This is a genomic window from Microcoleus sp. MON1_C5 (assembly GCF_036701875.1).
GTDB lineage: Bacteria > Cyanobacteriota > Cyanobacteriia > Cyanobacteriales > Microcoleaceae > Microcoleus.
Map to the genome: position 1 here is coordinate 1 of NZ_JAUBRN010000098.1, position 14300 is coordinate 14300.

At 46.1% G+C, this 14300-nt stretch carries 7 protein-coding genes; 5 read left to right on the forward strand and 2 right to left on the reverse strand.

Going from position 1 to position 14300, the window contains the following annotated elements; translation table 11 throughout:
- Window positions 1-1497 precede the first annotated feature (1497 nt).
- Window positions 1498-6942 carry an SdrD B-like domain-containing protein gene (locus QUA71_RS27595; RefSeq protein ID WP_333290015.1) on the reverse strand — a complete coding sequence of 1815 codons (5445 nt, stop codon included), beginning with the start codon at window positions 6940-6942 and terminating at the stop codon, window positions 1498-1500.
- Window positions 6943-7476: 534 nt separating this feature from the next.
- On the opposite strand from QUA71_RS27595, the gene mtnA reads away from it, so the two are divergent.
- From mtnA to QUA71_RS27610, 3 genes are read left to right on the forward strand one after another with little or no spacing between them, the layout of a single operon-like run.
- On the forward strand, window positions 7477-8538 hold the full coding sequence (gene mtnA, locus QUA71_RS27600) for an S-methyl-5-thioribose-1-phosphate isomerase (RefSeq protein ID WP_333290017.1): 1062 nt from the start codon (window positions 7477-7479) through the stop codon (window positions 8536-8538).
- A gap of 37 nt (window positions 8539-8575) precedes the next feature.
- A complete protein-coding gene (locus QUA71_RS27605) occupies window positions 8576-9064 on the forward strand; it encodes a type IV pilin-like G/H family protein (RefSeq protein ID WP_333290019.1) in 489 nt (162 codons plus the stop codon).
- A 15-nt stretch (window positions 9065-9079) separates the two neighbouring features.
- Complete coding sequence (locus tag QUA71_RS27610; protein ID WP_333290021.1) at window positions 9080-9925, forward strand: rhodanese-like domain-containing protein; 846 nt, start codon at window positions 9080-9082, stop codon at window positions 9923-9925.
- 117 nt (window positions 9926-10042) lie between these two features.
- Here the strand turns inward: QUA71_RS27610 and QUA71_RS27615 are convergent, their stop codons facing one another.
- The gene (locus tag QUA71_RS27615; protein WP_015174783.1) at window positions 10043-10390 is read right to left on the reverse strand and encodes a hypothetical protein; all 348 of its coding nucleotides are present in this window, start codon (window positions 10388-10390) and stop codon (window positions 10043-10045) included.
- A gap of 241 nt (window positions 10391-10631) precedes the next feature.
- Between QUA71_RS27615 and QUA71_RS27620 the strand changes: the two genes are divergently transcribed.
- Both QUA71_RS27620 and QUA71_RS27625 read left to right on the forward strand, forming a co-directional pair.
- Window positions 10632-11579: a cation diffusion facilitator family transporter gene (locus tag QUA71_RS27620; RefSeq protein WP_333290023.1), complete on the forward strand. Its 948-nt coding sequence runs from the start codon at window positions 10632-10634 to the stop codon at window positions 11577-11579.
- Between the two features lie 699 nt (window positions 11580-12278).
- Window positions 12279-14270, forward strand: coding sequence for a zinc-ribbon domain-containing protein (locus QUA71_RS27625; RefSeq protein WP_333290025.1), 1992 nt, complete (start codon window positions 12279-12281; stop codon window positions 14268-14270).
- Window positions 14271-14300: the final 30 nt, after the last annotated feature.

The following is a 14300-nucleotide window of genomic DNA, read 5'->3' on the forward strand; positions in this document are numbered from 1 at the left end:
AGGTACTGGAATAATAATGAATCCTCCTGTATTTATTGTTTTAAGCACTGCCTAGCCCTTAACTGAACCGTATTGCTGTATCTGGCATCGCACAAACTCGTTTTTCGGCAGACCTGCTGACAGCGGATATACACTCCGCAGGATTGTAGACAAAGATGGCAATTACACCTCAGCTTTTCCAGAGATGCTGTCTAAAGTTGAGAGTGATTGTTTAATCATTGCCCAAGAGTGAAAATATTTAGGAAAACTACAAAACCCGCTTAATTAGGCGGGTTTTGTCGATCGAACAGGGGGTTTGCACCGACGACCTATACGATGCCAAGTTTGATATGATATCGTTTCCGGTTGCATCGGCATAATAAAATCGAGTCAACAGTTAACACTCAACGATTCAGTTTTTCGACCCCGAGTCATATCAACTGCGGTAGCATCGGAATTAATATTACCCACAGGTTGGACACGGCGCCGTGCAGTTAGAGAGTCGATGGCAGAGTGTCCCCTACCATCTCTCCTACAAAACCGTGCTTGCGACTTTCACCGCACACGGCTCCTGAGTGGTGTAATCCTGGTTATGGATACAGTAAGATCGCATCATGATCTGATTGCTACGGCTTGATAGTTTTCCTTTTACCCCTACATCCCACCATCAGATTTTTCTGTGGCATTAGGCTTTTAAAGGGCTACTTGGTCTCTATCTTTTACACCACCCGGTGCTGTCAGCATATCTCTGTCATTACAACAAAGCATTGGCTTGTGCGACCATCCCTCACACTCACAGCTTACGGCTAGCAACCTACTTATTTTTAAGGGCTGTGAGAGCTTTACTTCGTTCCGATTACACATTGGTTGAACATGACAGCGTAATGCTTTCCACGCCCGTTTTTGGGCAGTGCTAATAAGTCAATCCGATAATTGCTTATGCCCTATCCTTGCCTTTTGGCTTGGTCTTTCAGCCGTTTGACCATCTATCATAACGGTGGTTCAGACACATTTTTGCTTTCGCTACGCATAAGTTCTTGCTCGACAGCTACCCCATTCGGCTAGGAGTCTTCTGCCTTTTATCCCCGCTTTATCCTGTTAGTTGCTATCCAACAAAATAGGGGATATGCTTTTACCGCTGCACCTGCGGACTGGGACTTGACTTAATGCCTCACCCAGAAATGTAATCAGTTATCACTAACTCCTCGGAGTCAGGCTAACCGTCCCTGGATAGGAGAACCTATCCATTTAGGCTAAACGAATCGCACACCGAAAACGATATTACTTCTGGCTCATCAGAATTTATTTGCCATGATTATACACCGTATTCCAGGTTCATAAAGTAGTAGGGACAAGGCAATGCCTTGTCCCTACGGGGATTCATGGATTAGGGGTATACTTCACAAACAACGTGGAATCGGCAGTAAGATGTTTGGTTTCACCCTTTTTTGATTCGCCAACAGTCTCTTAATCCATCGTCCCTACAATATTCTCACCTAATTAATTAGCTCGATCGCACTAGAGGAGAGCAAAATCTGTGGCAGTAATCACGCTTGCAGGCACATTGCTGAGAGTTGCCAAAAGTTGCCCGGAACCAGTAACTCGGATGAGGGTAGAACTATTCTCGGCCACAATGCTTAGTTGGGAGAAATCCAGACCACCCATTAAGCCGATCGAATCGATACCGTATTGAAAGTCTAAAATAGTCTCGCTGCCGAGGTCAATACCCAACATGAATCGATCGTTTCCGGTGCCTCCAATCAGAGTATCATTCCCTTGATCTCCAAACAAGAAATCGTCCCCAGCACTGCCAAGCAAACTATCCTCATCCTTACCGCCGTAAAGAGTATCGTTCCCGACCTCCCCATTGACAGTATCCTGACCTTCATTGCCAAACAGCAAATCGTTGCCCAAACCGCCGCATATTTGGTCTTGTCCGCCAGCAGAACCAATGGGAAGAGGGCTACCAATATCCCCGTACACTGTATCTTCCCCCTGGCCACCGCAGATAGTATCACTTCCTTCATCGCCAAACAGCAGGTTGCTGCCCAATTCGCCGAAAACTAAGTCATCGGCCTTGCCGGCACGCACTGTATCATCACCGTCACCGCTGGCGATCGTATCTTGATTTTTCTCTCCACTGAGGAAGTCATCGCCCGCCAAACCAAACAGCAAATCATTGCCAGTCAAATCCGGGTCGAAGGGGTTAATAGTTCCCCCGTAGATAGTATCGTTACCCTGGTCGCCAATTAAAGTATCGCTCTCCTGGTCGCCAAAAATAATGTCGTCATCTTTGCCGCCGTAAACAACATCTTCGTTCTTGCCCGCAAAGATTAAATCATCTCCAGCAACCCCGTTGAGGTAATCATTACCCTCATTGCCAAACAGCAAGTCGCTGTCTATATCTGGGCCAACCGGGAAAGCACTGTTAAGTCCCCCGTAAATATTATCATTGCCCTGCAACCCGGCCAACAAATCATCGCCGTCAAAGCCATTTATTTCCTCACCGTTATTAGTGGCGAGAATAGTGTCGTTGCCATTAGTACCGTTGCGGGTATTAGTGACAGAACTCGGGGCACGAACACTGCCAATGCTTGGTAAAACAATTTGTTCACAAATGCAGTCAGCATCTTGTCCTTCTTGCGGTGGTAGTGGTGTTGGTGTTGGTGTTGGTGTTGGTTGGACTTGGGCGAAGGAATTCCCAAAGTTAATATTGCTAACATTAGTGCCGCTGACAGCAATAATATCAGCAGGATTGGCAGTAGTTTGCGTCCAACCAGGCTGATTTACTTCCCGAACTCGATAAGTTCCCGGTCTTAAATTAGCGAAACTGTAGCCGCCCAAACTATCAGTTGAAGTGTTAACTTCTCCAGCATCTAAAGAGTTATTGCTGTTAGCGTCAAGGAAGATTTGCCAGTTCGGCAAGAGCGGTTCTTGAGTGTCCAAAACCCCATTGTTATTCAGGTCATTAAACTTGCTGCCCCTAATGCTAATATTTTGGAAATTGCCGAAATTAATTCCACTACGACTTTCGCCACTGCCCAGATTAACCGCCGCCGGATTAGCAGTAGTTTGCGTCCAGCCAGTCTGCTGCACTTCCCCCACATTGTAGGTGCCGGGATTGAGGTTGTTGAAACTGTAATTACCAGAATTGTCAGTGGTAACAGTAGTTTCGCCCGAATCTAAAGAGTTGTTCCCGTTCGCATCGAGGAAAATTTGCCATCCCGAAAGACCAGTTTCCTCCGCATCCCGAGTACCGTTGCCGTTGCCGTCGTTGAATTTAAGACCGCTGATGCTGCTTTGTTGGACGGGAGTCGGAGGCTGAGGCGGAGTCGGAGGCAGAGGCGACGTTGGTGTTGGTGTTGGTGTTGGCGGGACTGCTTGGTTGCCGAAATTGGCAGTGGAAGTTTGACCTGGATCTAACGGAACCGTTCGCGGGTTAGGGGTGGTTGCGGTAAAACCTGTCGGCACCACTTCCCGGACGTTGTAAGTGCCTGTTTGCAGGTTGGGGAAGCTGTAGCTGCCATCGGTACCGGTAGTAACTTGGGTTTCTCCGGTGTCTGAAGTGCCGTTGTTGTTAGTGTCAAGGAAAATCGTGACGCCAGGGATGCCAATTTCTCCGGTATCTTGAGTGCCGTTACCGTTGGTGTCGTTGAATTTAAGGCCAGTTATGGTGCCCGTCTGGAGGCTATTGCCGAAATTAACTGTAGCAGGAGTCGTTTCACCTGCTGCCAGCGTCACTGAAACCGGATTGGGAGTAGTTGGCTGGCTTAATGACGGTACAACTTCCCGAACGTTGTAAGTGCCGGAGGGCAAGTTGGGGAAATTGAAGCCGCCGTTAGCATCGGTAGTTGCCGAAGTTTCTGTGGCATCGAGAATGCCGTCGTTGTTAGTGTCGAGGAAAACAGTGACTCCGGCAACACCAAGTTCTCCGGCTGCTTGAGTGCCGTTGCCGTCAATGTCGTTAAATTTTATACCAGTAATGCTGCCCAGTACAGCGGGTGTAGATCGATTGCCAAAATTAACTGTAGCAGGAGTAGTTTGACCTGCTGCCAGCGTGACTGCAACCGGATTGGGAGTAGTTGGCTGGCTGTTTGGCGGCACGACTTCCCGGACGTTGTAATTACCGGAGGCCAAGTTGGGGAAAGTGAAGCTGCCGTTAGCATCGCTGGTTGCCGAAGTTTCTGTGGCACCGAGAATGCCGTCGTTGTTAGTGTCGAGGAAAACAGTGACTCCGGGCACACCAACTTCTCCGGCAGCTTGAGTGCCGTTGCCGTCAATGTCGTTAAATTTTATACCAATAATGCTGCCGAGTACAGCGGGTGTCGATCGATTGCCGAAATTCACCGTAGCAGGAGTAGTTTGTCCAGCAGCCACTGTCACTGCAACCGGATTGGGAGTAGTGGGCTGGCTGTTGGCCGGTACAACTTCCCGAACGTTGTAAGTGCCTGCGGGCAAGTTGGGGAAATTGAAGCCGCCGTTAGCATCGGTAGCTGCCGAAGTTTCGCCGGCACCGAGGATGCCGTCACCGTTGGTGTCGAGGAAAACTGTAACTCCGGGAACGCCAAGTTCTCCGGCAGCTTGAGTGCCGTTGCCGTCAATGTCGTTAAATTTGATGCCGGCGATGGTACTCAGCGGTACTGGTATTGCTTGGTTGCCGAAATTAACTGTAGCAGGAGTAGTTTGACCTGCTGCCAGCGTCACGGCAACCGGGTTAACCGTAGTTATTTGGCTTCCAGCCGGTACAACCTCCCGGACGCTGTAAGTGCCAGCAGGCAAGTTGCCGAAAGTGAAACGGCCGTCAGCCCCGGTAGTTGCGGAAGTTTCGCCGGCACTGAGGATGCTGTCATTGTTAGTGTCGAGGAAAACTGTAACTCCGGCGACGCCAAGTTCTCCGGCAGCTTGAGTGCCGTTGCCGTCAGTGTCGTTAAATTTGATGCCGGTGATGGTACTCAGCGGTACGACAACGGGAACAGGCTGTGCCGAAAATTCCGAAGTATTGCCGGCGGCGTCGGTTGCTGTCGCGGTGATTAATTGGCCTGCGGTGACGGCTGCTGGGAAAGTTTGATTGAAAGCAGCGTTGCCGGCAGCGTCAGTAGTTACCGGGATAGAAGCGATGAAGGTTTGACCTTGGGTTCCCGGGGGATTGTTGGCGAAAAATTGGAGGGTGAAGGGGGTACTGGGAATGCTGTTGTAAGTTCCCGCGACGGTGACGCTGCCAGCGCTGGCGGTAGCGGTAGTGAGTACGGGGGTGTTTTGGAGGTTGTTGGCTCCTGTGTCGGCGTCGCCGGGATCGTTGGCGGTGATGCCGTTGTTGCCGAGGTCGATGCCTAAGCCAAGATTGGCAAAGATCGAGTTGTTTTGGATGCTGTTGCCGATACCGGCGAGGAGGTTTACTCCTGAACCGAGGTTGCTGGCGATCGTATTTCCTTGACCGGCTGCTGTACCGCCGATCGCATTATTGTTTGCGAGGTTAATCAATACCCCAGTAGTATTGGGCAGCGGAGTCGTACCGTTGGCCCCGACGCCGATGAAGTTGCCGAACAACGAGTTGCCGACAGTCGTGGGGTCAACAAGGGCGACACCGTTACCGTTGCCGGAAATAATGTTGCGGGCGGCTGGGGTAGTCCCGCCAACAATGTTGTTGGTTGCACCTCCCTGGATGGCTACGCCGAAAGCAGTGTTAGGGACAGGGGCGGTGCCGTCAAAATTAGTGCCGATGAAGTTGCCTGTCAGAATGTTGTTCGTGGCACCGGGATTGAGAATGACCGTACCGCTATTGGTGTTGCCGGAAATGACATTTCCGCTAACAGTGTTGTTCGGTACGCCGACGATGGTAACGCCGCTGGCGTTGGGCAAGGCGGCGGTTCCAGCAGCGTTGATGCCGACGTAGTTGCCCAGCACTTGGTTGCCTCCTGTACCACCGACGATGATGACGCCATCGGCAGTATTTCCAGAAATGACGTTGCGATCGCCTGCTGCAATCCCGCCGATAATATTATTGCTGCCACCATTCTGAACGGCCACGCCAAATAAGGCGTTGGGCGAGGCGGCGGTGCCGGCGCTGTTGATGCCGATGTAGTTTCCCGCTACGATGTTGCCGTTGCTTTCAAGGGAAATGCCGGTGTTGCCGAAGCGGTTAACGATCAATCCGCGCAAGGTGCTGCCACCACCCAAAACGCGAAAACCGCTGACACCAACTGTATTGGCTCCATTGATTTCGATCAGCGGGGTGCCGGCGAACCCCGGTTGGCTAGTGCCGTCGATGATTGTGGGAACGTTAATATTTGGCAAGACAGTCAGAGGTGCGATCGTCTGAACGCCTGTGGCGGGAATGGCAAAGTTAATATTGTGCGGTGGTGCGGCCGCTGCATTCGCATCCGTAATCGCTTGTCGCAGCGAACCCGGCCCAGCATCGTTGATATTAGTAACAGTAAACGTCGCCAAGGTATGCGCGTAACTTGCCATTACCTCCGGCTCGATCGCCAATCCTGTTTTAATCGCTCCCGTAGCGTATTCAAGTACCCAGTTTCCGCCTTTTTTGGCACTCCCCGTAATATCTGAAGAAGCGGCAATATTAGCTTTTGTTAACTTGCTCAGCTTTTGTACAAAAGCCTCTCCTTTTTCACCTGCTGCTACGTTACATCCGTATAGCAGAATATCAAATCGATTTTTAATTGAGTTGACAGATGACGAAAACCACCGTTTCAAACAGTTGCGATATGTTTCTAAATTGTCGGAATTCAGGATAGTTGGCCCTAGCTGCAAACTTCCCGATTCCCCGTGAGAAATAATGTGAACGCTTTCTATACCTTTGCGGCTCTGCAATGCTTCGGCAATTTGTTCGATGCCATCCTGCGTGCGATCGACTAAAATTACCTCTGTACCCGCTTTAACACCGACCGCCAGACTTTGCCAATCTTCAACTGCTGAATCTACGAATACTATTTGTTGGTTTTTCATAATTACCTTTCCCTCATGCACCTAGTTAGGTTTTCAAAATGTTGTTTCCGTGCGATGATAGTCGCTACTTCAATTCACCACAAATACGGCAACCACAAAACCCGCCTTTAACTGAGTAAAAGAGTTGTACAGACAAAGCTTTACGATTATCTATTTTTGTGATTCTTGTAAATCTGTTGGATCTGGAAAGTTACTCGATCGCACTTTTTCATTCTCAACTTAAAAAAAACAGACCCCAGGTACAGCTAGCTTGTTCCCGATTACGGAAATTTTTCCAAAAACGTAAGTATAATTTACACAACTTAATGTTCGGTTTTTTACTAAGTACACTTTGGTGAAAAAGAATCCAACTCTGTATAAGTTCCAAACCCAGAGAGTGGTAGGTATCCAGCAATTCTTCAATCTCAAATCTCCAGTCTCGAATCTCAAACCGCAGGGCTGGGATTTTGGCAAATTCAGCGTGTCCCTCATAACATAGAGGAATAGTCGCCTTCATGGCATCATAGAAACTTGTCCCTCACATAATTGAAATAGATGACCGCTCAAAACTCCCCTGTTTCCCCCGTCACCTGGATGGAAGACCGAGTTCTGCTAATTGACCAAAACCGACTGCCGAAAGAATACGGTGTAGTCGAAATTAGCCGCTGCGAAGATATGGCTGAGGCGATTAAAACTATGATAGTCCGAGGTGCTCCGGCGATCGGGGTAGCAGCAGCCTACGGGATGTATTTGGGGGCGCGAGAAATCGAAACGGGCGATCGTACCGAGTTTTTTACTAAACTAGAACAAGTTGGCGAGTTATTGCGATCGACTCGTCCCACTGCGGTTAATTTGTTTTGGGCCATATCGCGAATGCTCAAAACAGCCGAGAGAACTAGCGGTTCTGTCGAACAAGTGCAAAAAACTTTGTTAGAAATGGCCAAAACCATTCAAGCAGAAGACTTGCAAACTTGTAAAGATATCGGCGACAAAGGTTTAGAAGTTCTGCCCGCTACACCGGAAAAATTGAACTTACTAACTCACTGCAATGCCGGTGCATTAGCAACAGCAGGCTACGGTACTGCTTTAGGTGTATTTCGTTCTGCTTGGCGAGAAGGAAGACTCGGAAGAGTTTTTGCAGACGAAACTCGGCCGCGTCTCCAAGGTGCAAAACTGACTACTTGGGAATGCGTGCAAGAAGGAATTCCCGTGACATTGATAGCAGACAATATGGCCGCTCACTGCATGAAACTCGGCATGATTCACGCAGTAGTTGTAGGTGCAGACAGAATCGCTGCTAACGGCGACGCTGCCAATAAAATTGGCACTTACAGTTTAGCAATTGTTGCCAAAGCTCACAACGTCCCGTTTTTTGTCGCCGCGCCTCTGTCAACAATTGATTTTGAACTTTCCGACGGCAGCAAAATCCCCATTGAAGAACGCGATCCAGTTGAAATGTATCAAGTTGGAACTACGCGAATTTGTCCTGTGGGAGTCGAATTTTACAATCCCGCTTTTGACGTAACTCCGGCCGAATTAATCTCAGGAATTATTACAGAACACGGCACGGTTGCTCCTTGGGCGTTGAAACAGTTTCAGGCCAAACAATTAGTTTGATTGTATGTTCCTCAACCGCTCATTCCACCTGTTATCTGTGAAATTAAGCAGGATTTCTAGCAGCCGCAACTGGCAGCTCAAAGTTGCGATCGCAGCTCTAACTCTGCCAGTTCTTTTCAGTCATGTCTCGGAAGCTCAAGTTTCACAAACGCTTAAAGCTAAGGAATCAGAAGCCAAAAAATTTGTCGGTTCGATGAATAAAGCTCAGCAATTTTACTATGCTGAAAAAGCAGGTTTTACAAGTTCTGTTTCCAATCTATTGGTTTATATTGGTCTCCCAATTAAACCTGACGCAGCCAATTATAGCTACTCGATCGGCATGATGAAAAAAGGTGCTGTATTTAACTACGGAGTATCGAAGCAAGCTAATCTCAGAAGCTTTGTTGGTGGAGTCTTTTTAGTAGGAAACAAGACCCAAACTATCTTGTGTCTAAATGCTGCTCCTGGCAAGATTAAACCACCTAATCCAATCACTACCAGTCAGGATGTATTCTGCCCTGCTGGTACAATCCTAATTCCTCAATAAAGCCTGTCTAAGTTAGTGTATAATTTAGCCGATAATTGGATAGTAAGCCCCGATTTAGCTAAGCAATTACTGTCAGGGGGCGCTACTCTGCTTGATGCTCGCGCACCTATTTTAAAGTGGTTTTGCCATCTCCCACCAGCTATTCCCGTAACTTGGCAGGAATTTTCCCGTTCCGACTTTCCCCACAAGGGAAAAATTCTAGAAAATAACACAGTTTTAACTCAAAAACTGCAAGCAATTGGTATTTGTCAAGACAAACCTGTGATAGTGGTTGCCGATTCTGTGAAAGGGTGGGGCGAAGACGGAAGGATTGTTTGGATGTTGCGGACTTTGGGACACGAAAAAGCCGTTTTTGTGGATGGAGGATATCGGGCTTTAATCAAAGCTGGAATTAATCGAGTGAAATCTGCAAACAATCCACCGATAACAGGAGATTTTGTAATATTTCGCCGCTCGAATTGGGAAATTCAGCGGGATGAATTGAAAGCTATTTTAGGCAATGAGAATTTAGTAGTTATCGACGCCCGAGAGCGGCGAGAATATGCAGGTAAAACGCCTTACGGAGAACAGCGGGGCGGCCACATTCGTGGTGCGGTTCACCTTTACTACAAACAGTTGATGGACAAACAAGGACAACTGCTGAGTCGTGGCGAAATTGTTGCTATTTTGCTGCAAAAAGGAGTTTCGCAGTCAACTCAAATTGTGAGTTATTGCTCCGGGGGAATTCGCTCTGCATGGTTGACTTGTGTCTTGACAAATGTGGGATTTAATGCTAGGAATTATGCAGGATCAATGTGGGAATGGTCGGCTTCGCCAGCAGATAGCTATCCTTTATCAGTAATCCTTTCACGGGCAGGCTAGAAGCCCGCCCCACAAGAAAATTTAATGTTTGTGGAACAGGCCGGAAAGCCTGTTCTTGAGAATTGTATCTGAACTCAGATTCAACCTATTAACTACAAACGCTCGATGTTGAGAATCTCAACCGACTTGTTCGATATACTGAGCGAGATCGTCGCGCAGGCGGCTGAGTTCGGCTTCGGTGGTCACGCGCACGCGATCGTCCCTAACCGTAATCAGCACTTTCGCAGCAAAAGGAGTTGGCCAGATATTCGGGTTGCAGAAAACTTCTAAAAATACATCTCCTGCATACCGATATTCCATAGGTTTTTGGGGAGAAGCTTTAGCGCCAGCAGTTTTGGCGGCTACAGCTTTCAAGCTTTCCATCAAAGCTGCAATCTCGCTTTGCAAATCCCGCGCGGCTTGCGGGGAAAAGCTAAAGGAGACAGAACCTTCGACTAAATTCAGTGTCAGCGGAGAAAGAGACATGGGCAATGAAATTTAACATACGATTGTTAATGATAAAAAATATAGTAACCCAAAAGAAGTACATTCCAGCTTAATTGGACTGCGAAACTGGTATTAATTAAAAATTCTCTCAAGAAGCTCGGCTAAATTAATGAATATAAATCTAGTCGAAAGCTAGATTCCGCAAGAGTTTTAACCTGTTATGATTTGATAAGCTTTAAACTAGAAACCAGAAAACTTGACGGCAGATCGAGGAGAGTTTATGGTTGCCGATAACCGTTCCGAAGTCCGCAAGGTTTTAATAATTACTTTATTGCTCAATTTGCTGGTGATGGCAATTAAAGCAGCCGTGGGATGGCTGACTGGTTCCCTCAGTTTGCTGGCAGATGCTTTGCACAGCGTCACGGACAGCGCTAATAATATTTTAGGATTGGTAACTAATCATTATGCCAATCCGCAGCCCGATCGCGATCATCCCTACGGACACCAAAAATTTGATGCTCTCGGAGCTCTGGGAATTGCTGCTTTTCTGGGAATTGCCTGTTTTGAAATTCTCAGCGGTGCTGTCGGAAGGCTGATTAACGGGGGTAAAGTTGTCAAAATATCCCCAAATGAACTGTGGATTTTGCTGATTGTACTGGGGATTAATATTTTTGTCACTTTTTACGAGCGCAGAGTTGGGAAACGCCTTGGTAGCGCGATTTTAGTGGCTGACGCTCAGCACACGATGAGCGATGTTTGGGTGACAATTATGGTCATCGGCGGGTTGATTGGTGTTTGGCAAGGGCAGGTTTGGAATATACCTCAATTACAATCCCTGGATGTGTTTTTGTCTTTTCCTGTGGCTGTTTTGGTATTTAGCAGCGGTTGGAAGGTTTTAACAGAAAATCTGCCTTGGTTGGTGGATGAAATGGCGATCGCACCGGAAGTTATTCACGCGATCGCGATCGATGTACCGGGGGTTGTTAACTGTCACTCGATCGCCTCCCGTGGCGTTGTAGGGCGTCAAGTATTTATTGATATGCACATGATTGTCGATGCTGTCGATGTAGAAACAGCTCACCGGATTACAGAAGAAGTAGAAGCCCGTTTGGAAGAACGTTTCAGCCCTGTACGCATCTTAATTCACGTTGAGCCGGCGGCTTACCATTCCGACCAAATTAGCTACGATTCTGGAGAGAAGGAAGAAGTTAAGCGTGAAGTTCGGTAACGGATGAGTGTAACGGATTTAAAGGATGTAACGGATAGACTGAAGCTGGAAGAGGATGGATGTGAAAGAGGAAATTTTTAGGCTGTATCTCCAGCAAACAGCAGGTTGAGGGATGAAGGAGGAAGGCGGTTTTTGCGATCGCAATTCCTTTAATTTTTTAAATGCTATCAAGGGAATTAAAGCGATCGCACTTAATTTAGTGCTAGTTTTCCACAGGAAAAGGGGGGTTTTCCACAGAAATCGGCAAGTTTTCCACAATAGTTTTGATAATTATCGGGCAAGAGACTATTGGTACAAGTTCCGAGTTTTTTGGATTTCTACGGCCATTTTCTGTCGCAAGTCCCAAGGTAGCAGAATTTCGACTTCTGAACCCAAAGCGCCCAACCACCTCCGGGTCAATTGTTGATCTATTTGCTATGGAAGGTTCGGGTAAATTGAAAAAGGGGGAAACTGCTAGGGTTCGTGGTCTGCCCATAGGTCGTGCGGAAGTCACGAATGCCGTCGGCGGTAAGTTCACCCATCTAACTTTGGTAAGTTTCATCCCATAACCAAGTCTAAATCACCAACCGGATCAGCCCCGGATCAATGACCTCCCGTTAGTCTAAAATCTCCTGGTTTGTTTTTGGGCTATATTAGGCATATATTCCGCATTTATCTATAAAATAGTACATAGACACCTCTAATTATTCAGGTTGAGCTATGAATGATGCCTACAATATCCAAGAGGCTACTAAAGGATTTGGAAAGAAACAATCACGCGAAAGTCGCATTCTTCGCTTACTATACTTGTCTCCTCAACCAATTGAACAATTTAAATCTGTAAAAAAGATTTTACTAAACCTCCGAGAACGAGATTTTATTAAGATCGACGACGCTCAAGTATTTTTAACAGATATAGGTCATGCTGTTTGCGACATTTTGCGAGAAAAAAATATTGCCAACTTTGGCTCCTTACCTAATAGAGATGAAATAGATAAAATAGACATACTTTCTATAAGTGAACAAATAGAAGAACCATCAATAAGAGACAAATTAAAACAGGCGAAATTTGAGAAAAGTAATCAGTTTCTAGAACTCTACCAACAAGGACTCAGTTATCAAGAGATAGGTGATCAGCATGGACTAAGCAGAGAAAGAGTCAGGCAAGTTCTAAATATTAATCCTGCATTCCATGAATATTTGAAAGAACGTGAGAAAGAAAAAGTTGCTGAAGAAGAAGCGAAAGCCATCGCGGAACAAGAGAAAAAAGAACAGTTAAAAAATAACTTTTATTTAAAGAGTTTAGCTGTCCTCTACCCAGAAAGAGTTGCAAAATTATGGGATTATGAAAAGAATGGAGATATCAAACCTGAAGATATTGCTGCTGGGAGTACCAGCCAATTTATTTGGCTTAAATGTCCTCTTGATGGACACTCATGGGAAAAAAGACCTAACGATATTAAGACCAGTTGGGATAGGGGGACAAGTGGATGTCGAAAATGTGCAGGCAAAAAAAAGAAGGCTGAAAAGCAGCCTAGTTTAATAGAAGTTTATCCTGAACTTATTCGTCAATACTGGAATCGCCCAAAAAATAGTGAAATTAATTTAGATCCTGTAACCCTTTCTCTAGGTAGTGGGAAAAAAGCTTGGTTCAAATGTCCTCATGATGGAAACGAATGGCAAGCAATTGTTGCCACAATAATTAATCAACAGTGGTCAAAGGGTAATGCTGGTTGCCGAGTGTGTAATGGAACTCATGAAAGAAAGCGAGGAGAATGGGGTAAAGCAAAACCGATTGGGATTCAATTCCCTGATGAAGTTGCTAAATATTGGTTTTATGAAGCCAATAATGAGCTAGGACTTGATCCCATGAAATTAACAATTGGATCGAGTAAAGAAGCTTTTTTTAAGTGTCCTATTGATGGTTATGAGTGGGTTGCGCCTCTTTCTCAAATTAAATTATCTTGGAAAAGAGGTAACAGTGGCTGTCCTGCGTGTCGGGGCTGGGTTGCGACTAAAACTACATCTTTGATTTCTATTTATCCCGATTATGTTCTTCAGTATTGGGATCATGAAAAAAATCATCAACTCGGTTTACATCCAACAGCATTGACTAAGGGATCTAACCAAGAGGCTTGGTTTAAATGTCCTATAGATGGATATGAATGGAAAACCCGGATAAATAGTATTACAAAATCTTCTTGGAGTCAAGGGAATAGTGGATGCGCTCGTTGTTTTGGCTGGTCTTTAGAAGCTATTCGTCAGTTTGTTGCTAGTTTACAAGTTCATATTCCCAACCTAACTCAGGCTGAACTATATAAAATATTTGAGCAATCAGGTGTTTTAGATACAACGAATACTGAGGGACTCAAGATCGTCAAAGATATTATCAAGGGTAAACTGACAGGGCAAAAACTTCGAGATGTAATTCAAGGTAAGCAAATCAAAATCTCTGAGGTTGAGATTAGCTTAGATGAGGATATAAAAGGAGATTCTGAACTAAAAATTGTTGATAAAACATCTCAAACTTTTGAAACAAATGGTAATTCTCCACAACAACTTGATAAATCTCATGAACTGCCCAGAGTAAAAGTACAGAAAAGCCTAGAATTTCTAAGTAGTCAAGTTGTTGCTTCAGCAGATCAAGAGGCGATTGATTTCTTTATTGGTAATTGCTCAACCCCCTTGACAAGAAGACGAGATAGACATTAGATAAAGGAATGGAAAAACTTCCCGACTTAA